A 24,515-nucleotide genomic window follows, 5' to 3' on the forward strand; every position below is an offset into this window, starting at 1 on the left:
GGGAATCTAAGGTGTATGACGATAAAAACTGTTTCGATTGTTGGGTTAGGGGCACTTGGAATTTTATTTGGCCATCATTTATCAAAGAGGATGCCAAAAGGAAGTTTGCGAATCGTTGCAGATAAGGGGCGAGTGGAAAAATACCGTAACGAACATGTTTATTGTAATGGTAAACGCTGTGATTTCCACTTTATAACACCAGAAGAAATCGTGGAACCAGCAGATTTAGTTTTGTTTACTGTTAAGAATGAGGGCTTAAATGACGCGATCCACGCGGTTAGAAACCATATAGGTAAAAACACCATTATCTTATCGGCTTTGAATGGAATAACCAGCGAGGCTGTAATCGGTGAGACTTATGGAATGGACAAGATTTTATACTGCGTCGCTCAAGGAATGGATGCCGTAAAAGTGAAAAATGAACTAACCTACGAAAATATGGGGATGCTTTGCTTTGGGGAGCGTAATGCTGAAATGAATTCGGAGAAGGTACAGGCAGTTGCTGCTTTCTTTGACGAAATGAGCGTTCCTTATGAGGTTGTACCTGACATGTATAAGCACCTCTGGAGTAAATTCATGCTGAATGTAGGAGTAAATCAAACTGTTGCTGTGCATGAAAGCAATTATGGAGAGATTCAAAAAGCAGGAAAAGCGAGAGACATGATGATCGCGGCGATGCGAGAAGTTATGCTGCTTTCTGAAAAAGAGGGCATTCCCTTAACTGAAGAGGATATCGATTATTGGTTAGAGGTATTAAGCAAATTGAGTCCAGAGGGGAAACCATCTATGGCACAGGATGTAGAAGCCAAGCGCTACAGTGAAGTCGAGTTGTTTTCTGGCACCGTATTGAAGATGGGAGAGAAACATGGGGTATCCACACCTGTTAATAAAGAATTTTATGAACGAATAAAGGCAATTGAGAGCAACTACAACTAGATGATTTTATTAAGGCAGCCAGACCTGGTTGTCTTTTTTATTGGATAAAGATTTAAAACTTGATATAGGTCAATTTTTATTGAGTGAAACTGTCTTAAAATAAAGACATAAACACGAGGGAGGAATTGAACATGTTAAAAGCAGTATTCCAATTAGAACCATTAACTTGCCCTTCTTGCATTAAAAAAATTGAAACCACACTCAATAAAATGGTCGGGATGCAGACGGTAAGAGTATTATTCAACTCAAGTAAGGTCAAAACCGAGTTTGATGCCACAATCATACAAGCAACTGAAGTAGAGAACATTCTGCAAAAGCTAGGCTACCAAGTGATATCAGCGAAAGTATCGTAGTTTCGTTGCAATCAAAAACTTATCTCCTGCTACAGTTAGTGGCGTGAAGATAAGTTTTTTCTATTTACGCCAAGTGCTCTGACATATTTCTCAAAACTTGATGCTAGTCAATTTTTTATTAGTAAAAGAGTCTTATCCTTTAAGTATAGGGAATGTAGAGGGGGAATGGACATGATTATCACATTACAAAAACATCGAAATGATTTGATGAAGCTATCAGGTATCTTAATCATATTTGGTTTCATCACAGGTTTAATAGGCAATGATAGCATGAAGCACGGAGCGTTCCTGGCTGCAACCGTTATTGCTGGTATCCCAATTTTTATCAAAGCGTATCAGGCGCTCAGAATGAAAGCTTTTAGAAAAAGGGAAAGATAAGGGGGGAGTTACAGACTGCACATATTTAGCTAGTGATATGTTAATCTTAGGATAAAAATGAACGGAGGCTCAATATGGAAGCGGAGGGACAACAAAGTTGCCATCATCACAGGGAAGATCAACATTCATTAGGGACACACAAGGGATGTGTTTCAATGGTCCCGATTTTTAACCACCTAGAAGAAAAACAAATGGATGAAATCATGAAGACAACTCATGCTGCCTCATATAAAAAAGGGGAAATCGTCTACCATGCAGGTGACCAATCAGATTCGTTATACATCGTAAGTAAAGGGAAAATTCGGATCTATCGTCTTTCGGAATCAGGAAAGGAACAACTTGTTCGCATATTACTTCCAGGAGAATTTACGGGAGAACTTGCTTTGTTCAAAGAAGGCATTCACGAAGCCTTTGCGCAGGCAATGGAAGATACAAGGGTATGTATGATAAAACGAACGGACCTACAGCAATTTCTATTAAGATATCCATCGATTTCATTAAAAATCCTCTCTGAGTTTTCAAGTAGATTAGAGCAGTCAGAGAAACAAACAGCACGGTTTGCGACAGAAAAGGTAGAGACAAGAATTGCCCTCTTTCTCGCAGAATGCCTAGAAAATGAGGGTTCTTCAAGTGAATTTGCTCTCCCAATGAACAAAAAGGACTTGGCTTCTTACTTAGGAACGACTCCAGAAACCATTAGCCGAAAATTAACCGAGTTAGAGTCCCAAGGTTATATTAAACAAAAAGCACGTAAAAGAATTGAGATTTTAGACTTAGACGGGTTGCTACTAATTTAATGGAACCTGCCTATTTACACAAAAAAAGAAGCATCTACCAAGTGGTAAATGCTTAATATGAGGGGGAATACGTTACTAGAATACCCAAGTTTTAATAGATTCATACAAATAAATTCTATTTTTATAGGAAATTTTAAAATGAATGACATTTTATTATTTTCAATGTATAAAAGGTTTCCGCCATGGAGATAATGCAAATATAGTAAAAGGAGGGGTCCTGATGGGCAGTAATGAAAAGAAATTAATAGACTTTATGAATCATAATCAATTTGAACTTCAATCTTATCTAACTTATTTAATCGGGAAACAGAGACAAACTGAAAGAGATGATAGAGGTGCAATCCTTACGACTGGATGATGCTCCTCTTTTTTTTGACCATAAAGATAGTTTTCATATCTGTATTCATCTAGCTGGAGGGACCTCTCCTTTTTCTTATTGTTTGAATGGTGTATCCTAATAGAAAACAACTAAGTGAAAGTGGACAGACAGGAGCACGAAACGAATGGTGAACGAATATCATTATGAGAAATTGCTGAATATCAATACGGGGGAAGACATGAGAAAACTTCATCCAATCACTCATTATCATCCCTATGAACCTACACCATACAGTGCTTTGGAGGAACTATTTCAGCATTATGAAGTGAAAAAAGAAGAGCGTATTGTGGATTTTGGCTGCGGAAAAGGTAGGTTAAACTTTTTTATCCATTATTTTTATGATGCAAATGTAACTGGGATTGAAATGGATGAAATCTTTTATCATGAGGCATTAAGAAATCGGGAGCGATATTTTGAAAAGAATAAAAAAAAGAAGTCTTCTATTCAATTCCATTGTTGTCTGGCAGAAGAATATCAAATCAATGGTTTAGAGAACCGCTTCTATTTCTTTAATCCGTTTTCTGTCCATATTTTTAAGAAAATCATTCATAATATCTTAAGTTCCCTAGAAATGAACCCTCGAGAAATGGAAATTGTCCTATATTATCCATCTGAAGACTATATCCTCTTTTTAGAAAACCAAACCGTCTTTGAATTAAAACAAGAAATCATTTTACCAGATGTCTATTCAAGGAATCCTAATGAACGGTTCTTGATTTATCGGTATGGGTTTTAATAGAAAAGGCACTCGAATGAGTGCCTTTTTAGTTTAAAACCGTACGTAGTTTTTGGTTGAGCACGCTGAGTTCCTTTTCAATCTCAGCAATTTGTTTTTCCAAAGGTGATAGTTTCCCGTCCACATACTCTAATTTTTCTAAATCATTTTGGAGGCGAACATATTCTGCCTTTAGTTCTGTTATTTGATATTCAATTTCTTTCTTAGTCATACTAGCACCTCGTTTCATTACAGGAGTTTAAACTTATTATATCATCTACTCTGTGACTCGCCTAAGAGTTGAAGTAAAAGACATGGGACTTGTAAACCAAAATCAAATTAAAACATCAGGTGTACATGGAATCAATGTCATCGGGCCACAAAGCATTCAAGTTATCGTTGGAACTCATGTTCAATTTGTCGCAGATGTGATTGAAAAATTCGTCATCATAGACCTTCTGCTTAGTGTAAATACATGATGAAACGCCAGCTCTGGTTACAGGGCCGGCGTTTCTTTACTAATAGACTTATTCAATAGAAATAGACTTCCGTTGTGAAATGGTTGGATTTGCCTTCTCTAGGGTTATTTTTAAAACACCGTCTTCGTATTTAGCGCTAGATGAATTTGTTATTACTTCCGCTGGAAGAGGAATCACTCGCTCTACGCTTCCATATTGACGTTCCCGCCTATAATATTTCTCGCGTTTCTCTTCACTTTCTGTGCTGCGGATAGCTTTGATGGTAATGGAGTAATCGTCTAGGTCAACTTGAATGTCCTCTTTTTGAAACCCTGGCAAGTCAGCCTCGATTGAAATTGACTTTTCGGATTCCTTGACATCAACATCGAACCCTTTTCCCCATAGTCACGAACTATCAAAGAAATCCTCTAATTCTGTTGCTCTTCTGTTCCAAATCTTAGGTAGCAAATCATGTAGGGCTGGCATAATGATCAACCTCCCAAAATTATTTACTACTCTATTATTTTATCATATTGGCTATGAATCGTATGGTTAGAAGTGGTTTGTTCAACTAATTGTTAGAAGTGTGTAAAAAGTTTGATGACAGCTGTTTTTATAGAGTTAAATTTCAGTAACAATTCTCATTTGCTTGGGGGGTACCTTGGTTAAACGTTGATATACCAAGGGCAATTTAATCAAACGTTTGATTGAAGTACATTTTGGTAAAGAAACAAAGGACACCCCCTTAAAGGGAACGCTGGAGGTTTAAACGTGTCCAAACTGAAGGGGACGCCACGCAATAGATAACGCTGGAGGTTTCAACGTGACCAAATGAAGAGGGAATATATCAAAATGGTCACGCTGGAAGCCTCAACGTGCCCAAACTGAAAGGGAGACCACGCAAAAGGTAATGCTGGAAGCTCCAACGTGTCCAAAGCAAGAGGAAATCAACAAAAAGGTAACGCTGGGAGCCCCAACGTGACCAAATCAATAGAGAAATCATCAAAACGGTCAAGATGAAAGCTCCAACGTGCCAAATTCAAGAAGGAAGTCATCGAAAACGTCACGATAAAGCTCCCAATATCCCCAAACCTAAAGCAAATCCATCATTACGAATCAACTTAGCTTATAATATAAAGTAATAAAAAATACTCGGAGGTGTGGGTCATGTTCGTAGCAGGTCAAAAGGACATGCAGTTACTGGATCAGTACACGATGGAGAGTCTTGGGTTGCCAGGTGTTGTGTTAATGGAGAATGCGGGTTCAAGGATTGTCGAGGAAATCGTTGCTAACTCTAAAAGCCTCACCAGTAAAAAGCCAAAAGTGCTCATTTTGGCCGGGGGCGGAAATAACGGCGGAGATGGCTTTGTTGTGGCACGGAAGCTTGTTGATCTAGGATGGGAGCCTCAGCTTTGGCTGTTGGTCCCAGTTGAAAAAATAACCGGGGACGCCAAGGTCCACCTCAACGTCTATCTGAAACGAGATCTAACACTATTCACCCTAAAACAGTTTGACGAATTCCAGCACCAACTAACCCAAGCAGACCTCATTGTAGATGCCATCCTCGGAACAGGAGTAAAAGGGGCAGTACGAGAACCGCTCGCACGAATCATAAAAATGGTCAACAATCGCGAAAATGATTCCATCCCTGTCATTTCTGTAGATATTCCTTCAGGTGTGAACAGTGATGATGGCAAAGTGGTTGGCGAGGCCATCAAAGCCACAAAGACAGTGACCTTTGTATGCCCGAAAAGTGGATTTTTCCTCCAAGATGGTCCTATGTACGTCGGAGAATGGAAGGCAGTTGATATTTCTGTTCCACCGTCTATTGCCAGAGACCTCCACCTTCAGCTCCCACAAATAATCACAGAATCGCTCATAAAAGAATCTATCCCAGTGCGCCCACAAAACGGTCACAAAGGAACCTTTGGACACGCTCTTGTAATTGGCGGTTCTCGCTCCTATGTTGGAGCTCCGATTTTTACGGCAAAGGCAGCTTTACATAGTGGTGCGGGGTTGGTGACGTTAGCCATTCCTGAAGGCATCTACCCTATGGCGGCAACGCAGTATCCTGAAGCATTATTTTTACCATTACCTGAAGAAAAAGGTGGACACTTTTCAAGGGAGGCCATTGAAGAGTTAGTTCCACGTCTTCAACAATACGACAGCATTGCAGTTGGACCGGGGATGAGTCGGTTTCCAGACGGAGAAGAATGGCTAGCAAAACTATTCGCTGCCCTAACAGACCAGCCAATTGTCGTTGATGCCGATGCTCTTTACCTACTTAGAAATAATTTTAAGCAACTCAAACAACATAGAGGACCCGTCATTTTTACCCCTCACCCAGGTGAGATGGCGGCATTAATTCAGAGATCAGTAAAGGAAATAGAAGGAAATAGGATTGAGATTGCTCGGAAATTTGCAGTGGAGCATCAAGTGTTGCTACTATTGAAGGGGCACCGTTCGATTATTGCGACACCAGGCGGAGAGGTATACATAAATCCTTATGGACATGATGCACTTGGTAAAGGTGGAAGTGGTGATGTATTAACTGGTCTCATCACTTCGTTCTTAGCTCAAGGTGCTTCCCCACTACAAGCTCTACTTTCAGCGAGTTTCCTGCACGCGAAGGCCGGGGAGGATAAGCCAAAAGCTTTATCTCATTATGGTGTCATGCCTGTAGATCTAATCGACGGAGTGAAAGACCTGTTAACCAACTACACGATATAACTCACATAAAAATATAATTCAAAACAAAAAGGATGATTCTAAAAGAATGGTGAATCCAAGATTTCGTACAAAGTTATTAGAGATTGTTGAAAATCAACTAAAAGAAAATAACCCTCCATGTACAGGAGAAACCTTAAACAGGTTAATGGAGATGGGAAAAACAGAGGAAGAATCAAAATTGCTGATTGCTGGAATATTAGTAGAAGAGATGTACGATATTATGAAGAATAAGGTTCCTTTTAATGAGAGTCGCTATGCTGAAAAATTAGCGAATCTGACTTCCTAATTCTTTTTTCAATGATTTTATTACACTTGAATCTAAAGCTGTATCGCCGATTGTCCATTTAAGCAAGCTTAAGCAATTGATTTATCACAGCTTAGTCTGTAAAATTGATTGTGTATAAATTTAATTTTACGGAGTGTGAGTTTTTTTGGCTGAAGTGCCCATAGGTTTAATTATTTTTCTAATCGTTCTAATTATTTTGTCTGCTTTTTTTTCGTCTGCAGAAACAGCTTTTTCAAGTGTAAATAAAATTAGGTTAAGGAATTACGTTAGTGAGAACAAGGCTGGTAGCAAAAAAGCCTTACACATTACTGAGAACTTTGACAATGCCTTATCCACGATCTTAATAGGAAATAATATCGTCAATATCGCAGCTTCCAGTATTGCAGCGAGTGTTGCAACGGGTATTTTTGGAGCAGGTACTGGGCTATTGATAAGTACTTTAGTCATGACCATTTTGGTGCTTATCTTTGGTGAAATTTTACCAAAGTCGATTGCCAAAGAGAATGCAGAAAATTACTCATTAAAGATATCTGGAATTCTCTTCTTACTTATAAAACTTTTAACACCCTTCAATTTTATATTTGGTAAGCTTAAGGACTTTGTTTCAAGGACTTTTTCAAAGAATGAATCAACCCCATCTATCACTGAAGAAGAAATCAAGGTTATGGTTGATATCAGTGAAGAAGAAGGTGTCATTGATAAAGAGGAAAAAGAACTTGTTCATCGTTCATTAGAATTTAATGATGTCATTGTAGGTGAGGTCTTAACTCACCGTATGGATATGATCGCAGTTGAGTTAAACCAACCGATTGAAGAAATCAAAGATCTCTTTTTAACAGAGCGGTTTTCGCGAGTCCCTGTTTATAAAGACAATATAGATAATATTATTGGAATTTTATCCGAGCGTGAATTCTTCTCGGAACTTATCCAGCATAATGATGCAAACGTAGAGGCTTTATTACGAAAGCCAGTGTTCGTGGTTAAATCGATGAAAGTAGCCACACTCTTGCCTGAACTACAGAGGTTAAAAAGTCATATGGCTATCGTTGTCGACGAATTTGGGGGAACTTCTGGATTGATTACCCTTGAAGACATTCTTGAAGAATTAGTAGGCGAGATTTGGGACGAACATGATGAGAAGATTAATATCATGACCAAACTTAGTGAAACTTTATATGAATTCGATGCTCAATTTCAACTAGATGACTTTTCCGACTTATTGCGTGTGCCGATGCCAGAAAGCTCAAGTCATAGTCTTGGTGGCTGGTTGTTTGAAACGTTGGAAAGAATTCCGAAAGAAGGAGAAGGCTTCCAGTATGAGAATCTTCATATCAGTGTTCAAGAAGTCGACAATCACCGTGTACGTAAAGTAAGGGTAGAAATTTTACCAAAGGACCAAAACGAAGAATCAGAAGATAACTAATAAGCATAAAAAAATTGCATCTGCCCAAGTGGCAGATGCTTTTTAAATAAAGGGGGGGAATACATTAAGCATTTTTGACAGCATTCTTAGTCCATAAACGTCATTTTTAAAATACAGTTCGAATTTCCTATATAAGACCTGTTTGTATCTTATTGAAAAACTTACCCTCTATACTTTACTACCCAATACTCAAATAGTTAGTCTTTCATGCTTTTAGATTTCTCTACACATGCATTAAGAGCTTGAATCACACTCGAGCGGAATCCGCTTTTTTCAAGACTAGCAACCGCTTCAATGGTGGCACCACCAGGAGAGCAAACTTGATCCTTCAATTCGCCAGGGTGAAGCTCTGTCTCTAATACCATCTTCGCAGCTCCTAATAATGCTTGTGCAGCAAAGGTGTAGGCTTGCTTCCTTGGCATACCCTGTAACACAGCTCCATCGGCAAGTGCCTCAATAAACATGTACCCATAGGCAGGAGAAGCACCGCTAACCCCGCTAGCCGTATCCATTAACTGTTCATCGATAAATTCTACTTTTCCAAAGCTCTCAAAAATGTTTTGGACTACCTGTTTTTCTTCCACTGTTACTAAATCGTTCGTGCTCACAGCTGTCATTCCTTCACCGACAAGGGAAGGAGTATTGGGCATTGTTCGGACCATTTTCATTCTTTTGCCAAAACGCTGCTCGTTCTGTTTAATGGTCTGGCCAGCTGCTATCATAATAATAAGTGCATTTTCTGAAACCATCTCTTTGATCTCTTCGATAACAAGACTATATTTATTAGGCTTCACAGCTAAAAAAAGAACCTCACATTGACGGGCCACATCGAGATTATTCTGGGAGACGACAATCCCATATTTTTGGTTCATTTCTTCAAGATTGCCGTAAGAGCGGTTTGAAGCATGAATATTTTCAGCACTGGTGAAACCTGATTGGATCATTCCACCGATGATTGCTTTTGCCATATTGCCACAGCCAATAAAACCAATTTTACGATTCATAAAAAAATTCCTCTCTTAATAAGACATTAATGTCTGCTTAGTTTTAAATGATTATATCACGATGTGAAATCAAAGCTAAACAACCAGCACAGGGGATCCGTCTGATTGTGGAAATCCCATTATTTTGGTAGTATTGGTAACAAACAATATTCCTTTTAGGGGGAGAATACATGGAGTGTGTAGATCCCATTAAAGATGTCGGGAAGATTAATGAGATGAAAAAGTTATTAAAAAAACAGTCCCAACGAGATTTATTGTTTTTTATATTGGGGATAAATACCGGAATGAGAGTAAGTGATTTGTTAGCACTTAAGGTAAGCGATGTATGGGATGGGACTGCATGCAAAGAGTTTCTCTATATTCCCGACCCTAAAAGTGATGGGGAGAAGTCTTTTTACTTGAATAATAGCGTACGTCGCGAATTAAAGGATTATCTAGTTGATCAAAATTTACAACAAGAGGATTACCTTTTTAAATCGAAGAGAAATAACCAACCGATCACACGCCAGCAGGCTTATCGAATCATTAATCATGCAGCAAAGGAAGTGGGGGTTCCGGGGAAGATTGGGACGCACACCCTACGAAAAACGTTTGGTTACCATGCATATCGGAAAGGGATTGCCATCTCCATTATAAAGTCCATTTATAATCACACTACCCCAACCGAAACCTTGCGTTATCTAGGCATCCAAAAGGAAGAAAACAAGCCGATAAAGGTGGACGTGAATCTATGATAGGTTAAATTCGTTTCGTAAGGGGGATGAACCCGAAATCAAGCAGGAACTTGGTTGGAAACCCGCTTCATAAGGCCGCTGAACCCGATTCTTTTTCTAGTAACAAAAATACAAAAAAGTTAAACTAATAGTAGAGAATATAGTTACTTTTGATTTTAGAAGGGTGGGTGCTAGGATGCAAAGTATAACACTTAGTTCGCTGCTCGATGTTATTGGCGAATTGTTTTCAGATGAAATCTCAATCGCAGTATCGAATACAAAAGAGTATATTTATTACCGACCGAGTAAACGAATTGATTTAAAAATAAAGCCAGGGGACCCATTAAAGAAGGGGACCATTGCCTATAAAGCAGTTGCCACGCAGCAAAAGGTCTCAGAGTTTATTAATCGAGATATGTTTGGCGTACCTTACCACGGGATGGCGGTTCCGTTTCTTTTTAATGGAGAAGTGGAGGGCTGTGTAACGGCCATCTCACCTGCATTAACAGAGGGAAAGTCGGTTGTCACCGTGAAAACATTAGATGGGTGGAACCCCATTCCATTTTCGAACGTTGTCTTTTTAGAAGCGAAGGAAAAAAAGACTCATGTCTACACCGATGTTTATTGTGGCTCACATAAATACTCCCTTCAGGAATTTGAATATTTGCTCCCAAAGGATTCTTTTATCCGTTGTCATCGATCTTTTATCGTCAATGTTAATCATATAAAAGAGATATTTCCAGATTCGCATTCTACTTTTCTATTAGCAATGGACAACGGTGAGCGTGTTCCTGTGAGCCAATCGTATTCGAGTTATTTTAGAAAATTATTAGGTTTTTAGGACTTTTCCTGCTCTTTACGACTTTATCCTTAAATTTGCTGGATTCTTACGATTTCTTCTGTTTTGTACTATGAATATGCTGTTTTATCAAAGAATCTCGTATTGTATTCGGAAAATTAAAACTTCTCTCTCTCCTTGGGTAAAATAATGGTAAATCGATTTAAGGAGAGGTCTAAGAATGGAGAATAAATTCGCACGGATACGAAATGAGCGCTTGCATGAGCGCGTAGTAACTCCAGAGGAAGCAGCATCATGGATTGAAGACGGAATGACCTTAGGCTTAAGTGGCTTTACACGTGCAGGTGATGTGAAAGCGGTCCCATTCGCGTTGGTTGATCGTGCTAAACATGAATCCTTTAAAGTGAACGTCTATACAGGGGCATCATTAGGTTCAGATGTTGATAAATTATTTGCAGAAGCTGGAATCTTAGGAAAGAGACTACCATTCCAGGCTGATCCAACGATGCGCAGAGGCATTAATAACGGGGACTTTTTATTTGTCGACCAGCACTTATCCCATACAGCAGAGTTGGTACGAGCAAACGTCATTGACCCAGTGGACTTCGCAATATTGGAAGCGGTTTCGATTACAGAGGATGGAATGATTATCCCAACCACTTCAATTGGAAACTCCTTAAGCTTTGCTGAGCATGCGAACTCCATTATTGTTGAAATCAATATGGCGCAAGCGACCAACCTTGAAGGGTTGCATGATTTATATGACCCTGGTAAACAAGGAGAAAGAAATCCAATAGCATTAACAAAGGCCGACGATCGTATCGGTTCCTTGGGAATCAAAGTTGATCCAGAGAAAATCAAGGGGATTGTTTTTACGGATCAGCAAGATTCTCCGTCTACAATCGTGGCACCGGATGAAGAAACGAAAGTGATGGCCAATCACTTATTAAACTTCCTCTGCAAGGAAATCGAACATGGAAGATTGACTGAAAAGCTAGCTCCACTTCAATCAGGAATTGGTTCTGTTGCCAATGCGGTCCTTCACGGAATGCTAGATTCGGAGTTTGAGGACTTAGAAGTTTATTCAGAAGTCTTGCAGGATGCAGTCTTTGATTTAATGGATGCGGGGAAAGTTCGCTTTGCTTCGTGTTGCTCGATTACTTTATCAGATGCAAAAATGAAGCAGGTTTTCTCCAATTTTGAACAATACCGCGATCGTTTAATTATGCGTCCACAGGAAATTTCGAACCACCCAGAAATCATTCGTCGCCTCGGGTTGATTTCCATTAATACAGCTTTAGAGCTAGATATCTATGGAAATGTAAACTCAACCCATGTTCTCGGTACAAAAATGATGAATGGAATCGGGGGCTCAGGTGACTTCGCGCGAAATGCACGCCTAGCCATTTTTGTCACAAAGTCCATTGCAAAAGATGGGAAAATCTCGAGTATTGTTCCATTCGTTTCCCATGTCGATCATACGGAGCATGATGTTGATGTCATCGTCACCGAACAAGGCTATGCAGATGTACGCGGACTTGCTCCAAGGGAACGAGTTGAGATTATTATTGAGAATTGTGTACATCCAATGTATCGCAAACAACTTTGGGACTATTATCAAGAGGCATTAACCAGAGGTGGACAAACGCCACATGTGTTGGAGAAAGCATTCTCTTGGCATACCAATTTTGCGAAAAACGGTACGATGCTGGATGCATCCTTAGTTGAAGTAGAATAAGTGAGCTGAATTATTTGACAATTTATCGTTTCTACCTAAAGATAATAGTATTAGCATTTTAACAGGAGTGGTAGAAATGGGATTACCAGATGATTATCATGAACACGCTACACCTACGGAATCTCGGCAATGGAAAGGGATTTTTCGAGATTTAAACAGCCAAAATATTTCAGCGGGGTTGGTCTCAAGTGTCTTAGTGATGACCGGCCCCGCCATTATTATATTACAAGCAGCGGCAGCTGGAGGGTTTACAGACCAGCAAACGATCAATTGGATGTTTGCGGTATACTTTTTCGGTGGTGTTTTTAGTATCATCATGCCACTCCTATACCGTATTCCCATTACCGGAGGACACTCGATTACGGGGGTAGCCTTTTTAGCCACGGTAACGGCACAGTTTACATACCCTCAACTGATCGGTGGGTATGTGATGTCAGGACTCATTATTCTCTTAGTTGGGTTCAGTGGATTTTTTACTAAGATTATTAAATGGGTTCCGAAAGAAGTCATTTCAGCTATGCTTGGTGGGTTGGTAACCGGATATGTCGTTCAGATAGTCCCAGCTGTTAAAGAAATGCCGATGGTCGGGGGAGCAGCTGTTTTGAGTTTTCTACTCTGTACAAAATATGTGAAAAAAGTGCCTCCGGTTGTTATCGCAATTGGCGTTGCTTTTGTTGTATTGTTTTTAACAGGGAACTTTAAATTTGGCCATGAGCAAATGGCGTTTTTCTTGCCGAGTTTACAAATACCAGAGTTTACTGGGATGGGGTTCTTGACATTGGCACTGCCTCTAGCGATGCTGATCTTAAGCAATGACGCAGCTCCAGGGATTGGTGCCTTGGAAAGCTCGGACTTTAAGCCACCGATCCGGAAAATAGTTTCGACTAGTGGGGCTTTTTCAATCTTATCAGGTTTCTTTGGAGGTCAATGCGCCAATATTGCAGGAATGATGACGGCAATCTGTTCTGGTCCAGATGCTGGTCCCCGGACGAAGAGGTATATGGGATCTGTTGTCTCTGGGGTTGTAACGCTTCTCTTCGGTATTTTTGCCTGGAAAATCGTGCCCTTCATTTATTCACTCCCAGGGGCTTTTATCTCCCTAGTTGCGGGGTTTTCGTTAATTGCGGTTCTTCACAGTAGTTTGCAAAAAGGCTTTTCGGAAAATCGCTATCGCCTAAGTGCATTAGCAGCTTTTATTGTGACTCTATCAAATGTCAGCTTCTTTCATATTAGTGCGCCTGTTTGGGGCCTAATAGTCGGGGCAGTGTTAGCGAGGACTATTGAAAAAGCATGATTTCAGTTAAAAATAGGAAATGTAAGAAAATTGCCACATAATTTTCAATTCGCGATTAAGATTAAAAATTATAATAAAAGTATCAATGCGGAACGGCACCTCAGGAACCAGTCTAAATGAATAAAAAGTTTAGGCTGGTTTTTTATGTGTCAAGAAGTACGGCCATTTAGGAGGCGAAACCATGAAGGTTTTGATTGTTTATTGCTCTTCACATGGTACGACGACAAAGGCAGCCCTGCTGTTAAAAAAGCAAATAAAGGGGGATGTGATTGTTTTAAACCTAAATAAGGCGAAGTTGCATTCAGATGTGGATTTATTTGATGCCGTTATTATTGGGGGATCCATCCATACGGGAAGTATTCAAGGGCGAGTGAAAAAGTTCGTAAAAGAAAATCTATCAGTGTTAAGAACGAAAAGAATTGGTCTGTTTCTTTGCTGTATGCGAGAAGGTCAAATTGCCTTAGAACAATTTGAAAATGCTTTCCCGATAGAACTACGTAAACAGGCCACAGCTACAGGCATATTTGGAGGAGAATTTTTAGTTTCGCAAATGAATTTCTTCGAAAAACAACTAGTGAAAAGAGTAGGGGGAGTAACAACAGATACGTCTCGAATCGATGAAGAAGCAATCGGGGAATTCGCTGATGTGTTTAATACAAAACAGAACGTAACCTTATGTACTACCCAATCTCCCTATTTAGTAACTGAAGAAATGCGGTTGTAGGTTAGATGAGCTGATCAAAATAATGGTCAGCTTTTTTATTTGGCTGAAAAAGGTGCTCGGTCGGTACGTTTTAACGCGGGTTCTCTTAAATGGTGTAAAACAATAAATTAGAGTGCTGAATCTCAACGAATAACTAGTGAGAGTAACATAAGGGGAATTTTTCCCGTTATATGCAGAATGGAGCTTGTTTCGGTGAAAATAAGGGAGGACTTTCCCTCTATTTAAATAAAAAATCCTCTTTTTTACGTTTTTCGAGTGAATAGAGGGAGTTTCTCCCTTTATTTAACCTAATTTCAATGCTATTTACAATTTAAGGGGAATTTTTCCCTCTATTCTAGTTAAGACCTAAAGGGGATAGGTCAAATTGGTCTGTTCCAATATAAAATATTTGATTATTTGCTATAATTTAGGTAACCTGTAATAATCTACCACGATTAAATGATTCAAAAACTTCATATAAGTAAATGAAGAGGTGTAGTGAATGACGTATATATTGTTGTTAGTAGGCTTTGCTTTGCTCATCAAAGGGGCCGATTTCTTTGTAGAAGGTTCTTCCAAGATTGCACGGCTTCTAAAAGTGCCTCCTATGTTAGTTGGGTTAACGATTGTCGCATTTGGGACAAGCTCACCAGAGGCGACCGTCAGTATTATTGCTGCCATGGAAGGGAACAGCGCGGTTTCCCTAGGGAACGTCATAGGAAGTAATATTTTTAATATCACTTTAGTTGTCGGAATCACCGCAATCATCAATCCACTGATAGTAGAGAGTGAAACCATCCGAAAGGAAATTCCGTTTACGCTTCTAGGAAGCGTAGCTCTTTGGGTACTTATCAGTGATATTGCTCTTCAAGGGGAAAGTGCAAACATAATTACAAGAAGCGAAGGAATAATCTTGCTCCTCTTCTTTGCTATTTTTCTCTACTACATATTTGAAGTTGCCCGGAATAACCGCGAAAAGGGCAATGTTGATACCGGGGATACGACAGGGATTACCTGGGGGAAAAATATTCTTTACACTCTCGGCGGACTTGCTGGGATTATCTTCGGTGGGGACCTTGTTGTAAGTAATGCAACGGATATCGCTCTATCGGTTGGAATGAGTGAAACACTCGTCGGGTTAACCATCGTTGCAGTCGGAACATCATTGCCGGAGCTCATCACTTCCATCACCGCAGCTTTGAAGAAAGAAAGTGAGATTGCTCTTGGAAATATAGTCGGAAGCAACATCTTCAATATCTTGCTTGTAATCGGTGCATCCGCAACGATTTCTCCATTAGCTGTTGATTCAAAAATCTTTTTCGATTTAATCTTTATGATTCTGTTTACCATTGTTTTATTAATTTTCTCTAGATCAAGATACAAGATATCGAAAAAAGAAGGAGCAATCTTAGCGGTTGTATATATTGCTTACCTAACCTATATCATCATCAGAAACTAATTAAATGGTGCTTGACCACTTTAACGCACTGGGGGTCAGGCACCATTTTTGTATTTTTGGAAATAGACTCCCTATTTCGACTTTCCGTTTACCCCTTCCTTTCGTCTAGCTTCTTCCGTATAATCACTTATGTTCTATTTTTTATATTGTAAGAAAATTATAAAAAGGAAAGGGAGTATTATTTTTCCAATGTCTAATCAAAAAAAGCAAGGTTTTGTTATGCGTTCCTTGAATACCATTGAACGTGTTGGAAATAAATTACCTGACCCCGTTACACTGTTCGCGATTTTTGCCTTAGCTGTTGTCGTCCTTTCTGCAATATTCTCTAGCATGGGGATGAGTGTGCCAGACCCAATGAATGAGGGAGAAGTAATTGAAGTTAGAAACCTCCTTAGCTCAGAAGGAATTTTATACTTGTTCCAAAGCATGGTCGGAAACTTCACTGGCTTTGCGCCATTAGGAACCGTCCTTGTTACAATGCTTGGAATCGGGATAGCTGAACGTTCTGGATTAATTTCAGCTGCCCTGCGTGGCCTTGTTACATCTGTTCCAAAACAGCTGATTACAGCTGCCTTAGTCTTTGCTGGCGTTATGTCTTCTATGGCCTCAGATGCTGGTTATGTTGTATTGACACCACTTGGTGCGGTATTATTCGCAGGTTTGGGTCGTCATCCACTTGCTGGTTTAGCAGCCGCATTTGCTGGTGTCTCTGGCGGATATAGTGCCAACCTGCTCCTAACATCTTTGGACCCGTTACTTGCTGGTCTAACCCAAGATGCAGCATCGATGTTGGATCCAGAGTATGCTGGTCAGATGAACGTGGCAATGAACTATTATTTCATGATTGCTTCTGTATTCTTAATTACCATCGTCGGTACAATCGTTACCGATAAAATTGTTGAACCTAGACTTGGTACGTATAAAGGGGACGTCAAGGAAGAAGTAGACTACTTGCGCCCAGAGGAAAAGAAGGGATTATGGGCTGCGTTCATTTCCCTGATTGTTGTAGGTATTGGAGTTGCCTTGCTTGCTCTACCTGAGTGGGGACCACTACGAGCTGGTGCCGATAGTATTATTGACTCACCATTCCTTCAAACCTTAGTTCCAGTTATCTTAATCATGTTCTTTGTCCCAGGATTTGTTTATGGGAAAGTCACGAAGTCGATTAGAAATGATAAAGATGTTGCCAATCAATTATCTGAAACAATGTCAACAATGGGTTCATATATTGTACTTGCCTTCGTTGCTGGTCAATTCGTCGCTTATTTCAGCGAGTCTAAGTTAGGAATTGTTTTAGCCGTGAATGGTGCAGAGTTCCTTGAATCTACTGGATTTAAAGGAATTCCATTGATTTTAACCTTTATTGCGATTTCTGGATTTATTAACTTGTTTATCGGAAGTGCATCTGCGAAATGGGCGATCATGGCTCCTGTTTTCGTTCCGATGATGATGGGAATTGGCTATTCTCCAGAGTTGACTCAGCTTACGTATCGTATCGCTGATTCCACTACCAACATCATCTCTCCATTGATGCCTTACTTCGCTATCGTGATTGCCTTTGCACAGAAGTATGATAAAAAAGTTGGGATTGGAACACTTATTTCTACGATGCTTCCATATTCCATCGCGTTTACAATCTTCTGGGTAATCATGCTGGTCGTTTGGATGCTAACTGGTTTAGATTTAGGACCAGGATCTCCGATTTTCTATACGAAATAAAATTGAGAAACTTCTCTCCTTTAATAGGAGGGGAGTTTTTTCATTTTGTTGAGTCTCTCTGATAATTTCAGGAATGCTTTTAAGGGCAGAAAACATGTTTACTTTTACCCAAGGTGGGTTAAACCGTTGATACAATCACCTCTGTTTAATCAAACGTTTGATTAAAAGGACTTCCACTGACTATTGGGGAAGATAGGAGTAACGTACTAGTAATGGTAGTCTAAATCGCAGGGATATAGGAATTGATGGTGATATACATGGTAAAATGAAACCGTTATGATGTTAGAGGGGATATAGCATATAGGACTCCCCAGTACAGTTATCGTTGGAAGATTGAATAGGCTAATTAAAGAAATTATTTATTAGGAGATAGTATGAAATACATAGGAAGAATCACTGCAACATTCCCTTTTTTGATCATTAGTCTATGGCTTTTACAACATATCCACCGTGAAGATGGGCACTTACTTTTTATTATTAGTGCTCTCACTGCTATTATTGGAATCGTTGTCACTTGGACCTTGGGAGGTCAGTATGATAAGTCACGCTTTTATTACAAGGAATTATTAATAAGTCAAAAAGAGTTGCAAGATCAGAAGGAATTCCTTCAGCAAATTTTTGATAGTGTCGATGCAACCATTTGGTCAAATGATATCGTGAACCAAAGAGTTTATGTCTCTAAGGGGATTGAAAAACTTTCGGGGTATACGATGGAACAATTTTACGAGGGTTACTCCTTTTGGACAGGGATTTTCCATCCTGATGATAGTCAAAGGGTATTGGAATTTTATGATAGGGTTCTATCCGGAGAATCTAGTACTGTTGAAGTCCGCCTTATTAATGCGCATAAAGAAGCGGTTTGGGTATATTTATCAGGTTCCCCAATTTTTAAGGAAAATTCTACCGAAGTTGTAAAAATCAACGGTGTTGTGGTTGATATTTCAGTAAGGAAAAAGACAGAAGCACAGTTACAGGAAAGTGAAAGTCGTTATAGGAGTGTAGTGGAACTCTCACCGAATATGATCTTGATTCATCAGGACGAGGAAATTGTCTACGCAAACCCTGCGACATTTCAACTATTGGGCTTATCTCATCCTTCCGAAATAATAGGAAAATCGATTTTCGAATTTGTCCATCCTTCGGAAAAAGAGAAAGTTCATACTCGAAATAGAGAAATTCACGGAAATAAAATCGCAAAAGGTTATATTGAATATAAAATTGTCAGGCCACATGATGGCAAAATTATTTATCTAGAAATGCTAGGGAAAGAAATAAACTATAATGGAACACCAGCCATAATGGTAGTAGCAATTAATGTGACGGCCAAAAAAGAATATCAAGAAAAGATTAAATTTATGGCCTATCATGATGCGCTAACCGGTCTGCCCAATCGGCATATGTATAACGAATACCTAGAAAAAACCTTGGAGAGAAGTCGTGATCAGGATCAGATTTTAGCCGTGATGTTTATCGACTTAGATCGTTTCAAATTTATTAATGATACGATGGGACATGATGCAGGAGACGAACTTTTGAAACTAGTTTCAATTCGCTTACAGGAAAGCGTTCGAGAAAGAGACCTTGTGTCTCGTCTAGGTGGAGATGAATTTGCTATCTTAATGGAAGAGGTTGATGAAGCAACAATCCGGAGAATTTCAAATCGGATTATTGAAGCTTTTTCAACACCGTTTATGATAAAAAATAAGGAGTTTTATACCACACCTAGCATTGGAATTAGCTTATATCCCCAAGACGGTCAAGTTAAAGAAACCCTTAATTCTAAGGCGGATACCGCGATGTATTTAGCTAAAAAGCGAGGAAAGAACAATTATCAATTCTACATTCACGAGCAAGGTGACATGCTAGATCGAAAGTTTAAACTGGAGCAAACTCTAAAACACGCAATTGAGCATGATGAGTTTTATCTAGAATATCAACCTAAGCTTGAATTGAAAACAGAAACTATTTATGGCGTTGAAGCCTTGGTTCGTTGGAAGCATCCAGAGTTAGGCATCATTTCTCCAATGGAATTTATCCCAATCGCTGAGGAAAGCAGCTTGATTGTTCCTTTAGGAAGGTGGATCTTTCATGAGGCTGGTAAACAAAATAAAAAGTGGCACGATGCCGGTATAAGAGTGAAGATGGCTGTGAATGTCTCGGCAAAACAGTTTGAGGATCCACAATTTGTAGAAACGGTTCATCAAGTCCTCACTGAATACCAGCTCCCTCCACGATATTTTGGTTTAGAAATCACCGAAAGTGTAATGCAGAACATCAATCAATCATCCATTATCATTCAAGACTTAAAGAAACTCGGTGTGAAAATATCAATCGATGATTTTGGCACAGGGTATTCTTCTTTAAGCGTCTTAAGCAAGCTACCGATTGATTATGTAAAAATTGATAAATCTTTTGTACACGAGAGTACGACTAATCCAAATGCAGCCTCATTGGTTAAGACCATCGTCGAAATGGGCAAGAATCTAAACTTTGAACTGATTGCCGAGGGCATTGAAAAACAGGAACAAGCTGAATTTCTCATTCAAAATGGATGTTACCGTGGTCAAGGGTATTTCTATAGTCCGCCACTCTCAGCAGCAGAGGTGGAAAAGTTACTAAACAAGAAACAAAAAGGAAGCTAGGGAGTTCCTTTTTATAGGGTGCTCGATTATAGGTGTCTGGATTAAAGGTGATTTTACCCCTCCCAACATTTGAGTGATATAATAGAACTCGTGAAAGGTGCACGGGAGGGAACTACCATTAAACTCATCAAACTTTTATATATAGTATTAGGATTTTTGTTTATGGGGTTAGGAATGCTAGGAGTCATCCTGCCATTATTGCCAACAACACCACTCCTGCTTCTAGCTTTATTCTTCTTTGTCAAAGGATCCCAACGATTTGAAGTCTGGTTTAAAGAAACCAACATTTATAAAAAGCATCTCGAAGGCTTTGTCAGAGATCGGTCGATGACCCTGAAACAGAAGATGACAATCAACCTGTTTGCTGACGTAATGATTGCCATCCCGTTTATTATCTTGGATAATCTTTGGGTTCGGTTGTTGTTGCTGGGGGTTGTGGGGTATAAGTATTATTATTTCTTTACTAAAATTAAGACCGTTATAAGGTAGAAGGAAAGGCCATCCATTGAGGTTGAAGTGGGTGGCCTTTTTGTGTTGGAGTTGATACTTTCCGAAACTTACTAGTAATTTATTCCTATAGCTACTTTGTAGAAATACACGATTTTTGTCAAGTGGTTTATATTTCCAGACAAATCTTTATACATTATGATAGATTATGAAAATAATTGTAAAAAAAGGAGGATGAGAGTTTGAAGCGTTATACGATTGTGTTGGTTGTTATGCTGTTATTTAGTACTTTTTTCTCAGGTTTTGCACTTGCAAATGAAGATGGTGTTGAACAGCCACATAAATTAGTGGCGTTAGGTGATTCCATTACATACGGTTCTGGCCTAGGCAACCCATCAAGTGAGGCGTTTCCTTATTTAATAGGAAATGCTGCAAGTCTTGATGTAACAAACCTGGGCAAACCAGGCTGGACGTCTGGTCAATTATTGACGGCAGTTAAAAGTGATGTTAGTTTCATGGAAGCCATTGCGGCTGCAGATGTTATTACTCTAAATATTGGTGGCAATGATTTATTTCAAGCGGTCGGAGTGCAAGAGGCATTAGCGACTGGTAAATTTGAAAGCACCCCAGAATTAGAGGAAAAGGTTAGGGCAGCAGGTCTTCAATTAGGGAAAAACCTGGGAGAGATTATTGGAGCAATACGTGCACAGGCACCGACAGCACCAATTGTTCTTTACAACATTTATAACCCGTTTGGACCAAGTGAAGTTCCTTCTCTACAAACTCTTTATGAATATGGAGAGCAAGTGAATAGTATGGTTATTGGGCCAATTCAGACAGCAACTGGAAGCATTTTGGCTAACGCCTATTCGGCTTTCAGTGGAAACCAAGCTTCTTACATCATCCCAGGAGATGTCCATCCAAACGTAGCAGGACACCAAGCATTGGCTTCATTGGTGAATAACATCTTATTTGATCTATTACCTGAAGAAGACCCAGGAACGGAAAACCCTGATCCTGATGAAACAGGAAGAGCCGGGTGGTGAGGAACCAGGCGACAATCCGGGAGAAGAAGATCCTGAAGGAGAAAACCCTGATGAGGACAAGCCAGTTCTTGTTGCTTTAGGCGATTCAATCACATACGGCTATAACCTTGAAGAAAATAACGAATTACCATCAAACAGAGCTTTTCCAAACCTAATTTCCAATGGTCGTTACCAAGTCATCAATCATGGCTATCCAGGCTGGACGTCTACGGATTTATTAAACGCACTAAAAGAAAATCCCGAGTTTGACACAGCCCTGCAATCAGCAGATGTCGTTACCTTAAACATCGGAAGCAATGACCTATTACGGGTTTTACGTCCGCCAGTTACAGCCGCGGCAACAGAGTTCCATAGTGAAAGTGAAAATGACAGTATTCCGTCAGAGCTAGAAGAGCAGATGCTCAAAGCGGTGCAACAACTAACCCTAAACTTACAACAAATTATTGAGGATATTCGTGAGCAAACATCCGCTCCAATTGTCCTATACACCCTCTATAACCCATATGGTGAAAGCGAAGATCCATACGAGGCATTCATGCATGAACTAGGGGAAGAAGTATTGAACGCGGTAAATGAAGGAGTAATCCTACCAATTGGTAACTATTACGAGACCTTACTAGCAGATGCTTATCCAGCATTTGCAGGCAAGCAAGCTGAATTGATTTTACCAGGAGATATCCATCCAAATGTTGAAGGACACCGGGTGCTCGCTAACCTTGCGGATGTCGCATTAGGCTTTCAGGCTCCAGAAGAAGAGCCACCAGCTGAAGAAGAACCTCCGGTGGATGAAGAACCCCCGGTGGATGAAGAACCTCCAGTAGAAGAAGAGCCAGGTGATGAAGAACCACCAGTCAATGAGGACCCAAATGACGAAGAAGATCCAGCTGGTGAAAAACCAGAAGACAAAGAAGAAACAGACAAAACTCCACTTGCTCCTAAAACAAACAAAGGAAACAAGCTGCCACTTACAGCTACTTCTATGTTTAATTTCTTAGCGATTGGGACACTACTGACCGTACTTGGTGCTGGTATTTGGGTGATTCAGGATCGAAGGAATAAAAAAATGGTAAATATATAGGAAAGTACCTATTTAATCTGTAACGGTTAACTTTCACGGTATTAACAACGAATTACCACATGGTGAAACACACGACAATTCATATATCGTGTGTTTTTTCTTGTTTAGACAAGGTTTTAGACAGTATTTAAATAATACATAAGAAAGATAGGGTGATGTGTCGTATTTTATTAAGAACGATTTTCCGAAAATCTATTTACAAGTTAGGATAAATCTTTTATTATAAGTCCATAAGGTTCTTTATTTAGAACGAAGTGCGACAAAATTGTTAATTATAAAGAACTTAGCGCGCTGAATGGTATAACGTTTTTGGGTGATATGTTCTTTATACCTAAATTTTATAGAGATCATGACAAATACGGCCTTATTGTTCTTTATTAAGAATTTAACAAAATAAATGATTGTTAGGAAGTTGATGAAAATGAATAAACGAATCACCAACTTCGTTCTTAAACTGATAGAAAAATTCGATTCATCAAGTGGAATGGACGAGGAGGGGAGAAAGTTGCGAAGAACACGCCTTAAAAAGTTCAAGAAGAAAAGCAAGGGTCTAGTCATCGCAGCCCAACTGATTTCAATCTGGTATCTCCTAATTATCACTGGTTCATATCTTTCTTCTAATACTGGGGCTTATTTTAATGATATTGAGGTCATAGAAAATTCATTACATGTTGGTGAATGGGATATGGACGAATGGGATAAAAGTTCACTCGATTTTGATGGTTCAACTGTAAGGGTTGATGGTTGCAATGTCTATTCAACCATAAGTAATTCAGGTGAAGATATGACCTTTTCAACATGGCGGTACTACTTATATAAAGCAGATGAATACTTAACTGGGGAACCCGTTGCTACTGGAACAGTACCGAAGCTTGCTGCCAAAGAAACTGGAGAAATTTCGGCAGAGGTACTTGAACCTGGTGAATATAAATTTGCTGTTCGAAGACCTTTGGGTCACCAAGGAAAAAACAAAAAGGATGAGGATGGGTACAGCTATATTCCGTCAAAAAAAATAACCGTAAATAGTTGTAATACTCCTGAAGAAAAAGCAGAATTTGATGAACTGGAAAATATAGAAAAAACACAAACGACATTTAAAGAGTCCGAAGAAACGGAAAAAACACAAACGACATCTAAAGAGTCCGAAGATACGGAAGAAAGACAAACGACATCTAAAGAGTCCGAAGATACGGAAGAAAGACAAACGACATCTAAAGAGTCCGAAGATACGGAAGAAAGACAAACGACATCTAAAGAGTCCGAAGATACGGAAAAAACACAAACGACAACTAAAGAGCCTGAAAATACGGAAGAAAGACAAACGACAACTAAAGAGCCCGAAGATACGGAAGAAAGACAAACGACCTCTGACAATAATAAAGGTTCATCAAGTGAATAATAGTCTCCATAATATACTT

General features: G+C 39.4%; 23 protein-coding genes and 2 pseudogenes. 22 read left to right on the forward strand and 3 right to left on the reverse strand.

What is annotated here, in order from left to right; translation table 11 throughout:
* Window positions 1-15: 15 nt before the first annotated feature.
* From LG336_RS01690 to LG336_RS01715, 6 genes are all read left to right on the forward strand, one after another.
* Complete coding sequence (locus tag LG336_RS01690) at window positions 16-936, forward strand: ketopantoate reductase family protein (protein ID WP_404330851.1); 921 nt, start codon at window positions 16-18, stop codon at window positions 934-936.
* Window positions 937-1,067: 131 nt separating this feature from the next.
* Window positions 1,068-1,289, forward strand: a complete 222-nt coding sequence (locus tag LG336_RS01695; protein WP_404330852.1) for a heavy-metal-associated domain-containing protein — start codon at window positions 1,068-1,070, stop codon at window positions 1,287-1,289.
* Between the two features lie 171 nt (window positions 1,290-1,460).
* The gene (locus tag LG336_RS01700) at window positions 1,461-1,667 is read left to right on the forward strand and encodes a hypothetical protein (RefSeq protein ID WP_404330853.1); all 207 of its coding nucleotides are present in this window, start codon (window positions 1,461-1,463) and stop codon (window positions 1,665-1,667) included.
* Between the two features lie 74 nt (window positions 1,668-1,741).
* Entirely contained in the window at window positions 1,742-2,464 is a 723-nt protein-coding gene (locus tag LG336_RS01705) for a Crp/Fnr family transcriptional regulator (RefSeq protein WP_404330854.1), read from the forward strand.
* Between the two features lie 220 nt (window positions 2,465-2,684).
* Entirely contained in the window at window positions 2,685-2,822 is a 138-nt protein-coding gene (locus LG336_RS01710) for a hypothetical protein (RefSeq protein WP_404330855.1), read from the forward strand.
* 148 nt (window positions 2,823-2,970) lie between these two features.
* Window positions 2,971-3,579 carry a class I SAM-dependent methyltransferase gene (locus LG336_RS01715; RefSeq protein WP_404333069.1) on the forward strand — a complete coding sequence of 203 codons (609 nt, stop codon included), beginning with the start codon at window positions 2,971-2,973 and terminating at the stop codon, window positions 3,577-3,579.
* Between the two features lie 28 nt (window positions 3,580-3,607).
* Here LG336_RS01715 and LG336_RS01720 read toward each other — a convergent pair whose 3' ends face one another.
* Entirely contained in the window at window positions 3,608-3,790 is a 183-nt protein-coding gene (locus LG336_RS01720; RefSeq protein WP_404330856.1) for an SE1832 family protein, read from the reverse strand.
* 52 nt (window positions 3,791-3,842) lie between these two features.
* Between LG336_RS01720 and LG336_RS01725 the strand changes: the two are divergent.
* Window positions 3,843-4,037: pseudogene (locus LG336_RS01725) on the forward strand (hypothetical protein); the annotation flags it as partial.
* 48 nt (window positions 4,038-4,085) lie between these two features.
* Here the strand turns inward: LG336_RS01725 and LG336_RS01730 are convergent.
* Window positions 4,086-4,385: pseudogene (locus LG336_RS01730) on the reverse strand (Hsp20/alpha crystallin family protein); the annotation flags it as partial.
* A 798-nt stretch (window positions 4,386-5,183) separates the two neighbouring features.
* Between LG336_RS01730 and LG336_RS01735 the strand changes: the two are divergent.
* The 3 genes from LG336_RS01735 (at window position 5,184) to LG336_RS01745 (ending at window position 8,455) form a co-directional block, all read left to right on the forward strand.
* Window positions 5,184-6,746, forward strand: a complete 1,563-nt coding sequence (locus tag LG336_RS01735) for an NAD(P)H-hydrate dehydratase (protein WP_404330857.1) — start codon at window positions 5,184-5,186, stop codon at window positions 6,744-6,746.
* Window positions 6,747-6,792: 46 nt separating this feature from the next.
* Entirely contained in the window at window positions 6,793-7,032 is a 240-nt protein-coding gene (locus LG336_RS01740; protein WP_404330858.1) for a hypothetical protein, read from the forward strand.
* Between the two features lie 145 nt (window positions 7,033-7,177).
* The gene (locus tag LG336_RS01745; RefSeq protein WP_404330859.1) at window positions 7,178-8,455 is read left to right on the forward strand and encodes a hemolysin family protein; all 1,278 of its coding nucleotides are present in this window, start codon (window positions 7,178-7,180) and stop codon (window positions 8,453-8,455) included.
* Window positions 8,456-8,652: 197 nt separating this feature from the next.
* On the opposite strand, the gene proC is transcribed toward LG336_RS01745, so the two are convergent.
* Window positions 8,653-9,459, reverse strand: coding sequence for a pyrroline-5-carboxylate reductase (proC, locus tag LG336_RS01750; RefSeq protein ID WP_404330860.1), 807 nt, complete (start codon window positions 9,457-9,459; stop codon window positions 8,653-8,655).
* Between the two features lie 170 nt (window positions 9,460-9,629).
* Between proC and LG336_RS01755 the strand changes: the two genes are divergently transcribed.
* The 12 genes from LG336_RS01755 to tapA all read left to right on the forward strand — a co-directional run bounded on the left by LG336_RS01755 (window position 9,630) and on the right by tapA (window position 24,496).
* Window positions 9,630-10,193 (forward strand): tyrosine-type recombinase/integrase, encoded by a 564-nt coding sequence (locus LG336_RS01755; RefSeq protein WP_404330861.1) that lies wholly within the window; start codon window positions 9,630-9,632, stop codon window positions 10,191-10,193.
* Between the two features lie 175 nt (window positions 10,194-10,368).
* Window positions 10,369-11,013, forward strand: coding sequence for a LytTR family DNA-binding domain-containing protein (locus LG336_RS01760; RefSeq protein ID WP_404330862.1), 645 nt, complete (start codon window positions 10,369-10,371; stop codon window positions 11,011-11,013).
* Window positions 11,014-11,191: 178 nt separating this feature from the next.
* Complete coding sequence (locus LG336_RS01765) at window positions 11,192-12,709, forward strand: acetyl-CoA hydrolase/transferase family protein (RefSeq protein ID WP_404330863.1); 1,518 nt, start codon at window positions 11,192-11,194, stop codon at window positions 12,707-12,709.
* Between the two features lie 76 nt (window positions 12,710-12,785).
* Complete coding sequence (locus LG336_RS01770; protein WP_404330864.1) at window positions 12,786-14,003, forward strand: benzoate/H(+) symporter BenE family transporter; 1,218 nt, start codon at window positions 12,786-12,788, stop codon at window positions 14,001-14,003.
* Window positions 14,004-14,184: 181 nt separating this feature from the next.
* Complete coding sequence (locus LG336_RS01775; RefSeq protein ID WP_404330865.1) at window positions 14,185-14,727, forward strand: flavodoxin domain-containing protein; 543 nt, start codon at window positions 14,185-14,187, stop codon at window positions 14,725-14,727.
* 481 nt (window positions 14,728-15,208) lie between these two features.
* Window positions 15,209-16,165: a calcium/sodium antiporter gene (locus LG336_RS01780; protein ID WP_404330866.1), complete on the forward strand. Its 957-nt coding sequence runs from the start codon at window positions 15,209-15,211 to the stop codon at window positions 16,163-16,165.
* A gap of 189 nt (window positions 16,166-16,354) precedes the next feature.
* Entirely contained in the window at window positions 16,355-17,884 is a 1,530-nt protein-coding gene (locus LG336_RS01785) for an AbgT family transporter (protein WP_404330867.1), read from the forward strand.
* A 374-nt stretch (window positions 17,885-18,258) separates the two neighbouring features.
* Window positions 18,259-20,526 carry an EAL domain-containing protein gene (locus LG336_RS01790; RefSeq protein WP_404330868.1) on the forward strand — a complete coding sequence of 756 codons (2,268 nt, stop codon included), beginning with the start codon at window positions 18,259-18,261 and terminating at the stop codon, window positions 20,524-20,526.
* A 90-nt stretch (window positions 20,527-20,616) separates the two neighbouring features.
* Window positions 20,617-21,015, forward strand: a complete 399-nt coding sequence (locus LG336_RS01795) for a YbaN family protein (RefSeq protein ID WP_404330869.1) — start codon at window positions 20,617-20,619, stop codon at window positions 21,013-21,015.
* Between the two features lie 200 nt (window positions 21,016-21,215).
* Entirely contained in the window at window positions 21,216-22,019 is an 804-nt protein-coding gene (locus LG336_RS01800) for an SGNH/GDSL hydrolase family protein (protein ID WP_404330870.1), read from the forward strand.
* On the forward strand, window positions 21,994-23,097 hold the full coding sequence (locus tag LG336_RS01805; RefSeq protein ID WP_404330871.1) for a GDSL-type esterase/lipase family protein: 1,104 nt from the start codon (window positions 21,994-21,996) through the stop codon (window positions 23,095-23,097). The genes LG336_RS01800 and LG336_RS01805 overlap by 26 nt, the downstream gene beginning before the upstream one ends.
* Window positions 23,098-23,518: 421 nt before the next feature.
* Window positions 23,519-24,496, forward strand: coding sequence for an amyloid fiber anchoring/assembly protein TapA (tapA, locus tag LG336_RS01810; RefSeq protein ID WP_404330872.1), 978 nt, complete (start codon window positions 23,519-23,521; stop codon window positions 24,494-24,496).
* Window positions 24,497-24,515 lie beyond the last annotated feature (19 nt).

The organism is Mesobacillus maritimus (assembly GCF_044803185.1).
In the GTDB taxonomy this organism is placed as follows: Bacteria; Bacillota; Bacilli; order Bacillales; family Cytobacillaceae; genus Mesobacillus_B; species Mesobacillus_B maritimus_B.

Coding starts and splice junctions, on each gene's coding strand:
- LG336_RS01760 (WP_404330862.1), top strand. CDS start 10,369: ATGCAAAGTATAACACTTAGTTCGCTGCTCGATGTTATTGGCGAATTG.
- LG336_RS01785 (WP_404330867.1), top strand. CDS start 16,355: ATGTCTAATCAAAAAAAGCAAGGTTTTGTTATGCGTTCCTTGAATACC.
- LG336_RS01790 (WP_404330868.1), top strand. CDS start 18,259: ATGAAATACATAGGAAGAATCACTGCAACATTCCCTTTTTTGATCATT.
- LG336_RS01720 (WP_404330856.1), bottom strand. CDS start 3,790: ATGACTAAGAAAGAAATTGAATATCAAATAACAGAACTAAAGGCAGAA.
- LG336_RS01780 (WP_404330866.1), top strand. CDS start 15,209: ATGACGTATATATTGTTGTTAGTAGGCTTTGCTTTGCTCATCAAAGGG.
- LG336_RS01775 (WP_404330865.1), top strand. CDS start 14,185: ATGAAGGTTTTGATTGTTTATTGCTCTTCACATGGTACGACGACAAAG.
- proC (WP_404330860.1), bottom strand. CDS start 9,459: ATGAATCGTAAAATTGGTTTTATTGGCTGTGGCAATATGGCAAAAGCA.
- LG336_RS01770 (WP_404330864.1), top strand. CDS start 12,786: ATGGGATTACCAGATGATTATCATGAACACGCTACACCTACGGAATCT.
- LG336_RS01710 (WP_404330855.1), top strand. CDS start 2,685: ATGGGCAGTAATGAAAAGAAATTAATAGACTTTATGAATCATAATCAA.
- LG336_RS01765 (WP_404330863.1), top strand. CDS start 11,192: ATGGAGAATAAATTCGCACGGATACGAAATGAGCGCTTGCATGAGCGC.
- LG336_RS01740 (WP_404330858.1), top strand. CDS start 6,793: ATGGTGAATCCAAGATTTCGTACAAAGTTATTAGAGATTGTTGAAAAT.
- tapA (WP_404330872.1), top strand. CDS start 23,519: ATGAATAAACGAATCACCAACTTCGTTCTTAAACTGATAGAAAAATTC.
- LG336_RS01705 (WP_404330854.1), top strand. CDS start 1,742: ATGGAAGCGGAGGGACAACAAAGTTGCCATCATCACAGGGAAGATCAA.
- LG336_RS01755 (WP_404330861.1), top strand. CDS start 9,630: ATGGAGTGTGTAGATCCCATTAAAGATGTCGGGAAGATTAATGAGATG.
- LG336_RS01700 (WP_404330853.1), top strand. CDS start 1,461: ATGATTATCACATTACAAAAACATCGAAATGATTTGATGAAGCTATCA.
- LG336_RS01805 (WP_404330871.1), top strand. CDS start 21,994: ATGAAACAGGAAGAGCCGGGTGGTGAGGAACCAGGCGACAATCCGGGA.
- LG336_RS01695 (WP_404330852.1), top strand. CDS start 1,068: ATGTTAAAAGCAGTATTCCAATTAGAACCATTAACTTGCCCTTCTTGC.
- LG336_RS01735 (WP_404330857.1), top strand. CDS start 5,184: ATGTTCGTAGCAGGTCAAAAGGACATGCAGTTACTGGATCAGTACACG.
- LG336_RS01690 (WP_404330851.1), top strand. CDS start 16: ATGACGATAAAAACTGTTTCGATTGTTGGGTTAGGGGCACTTGGAATT.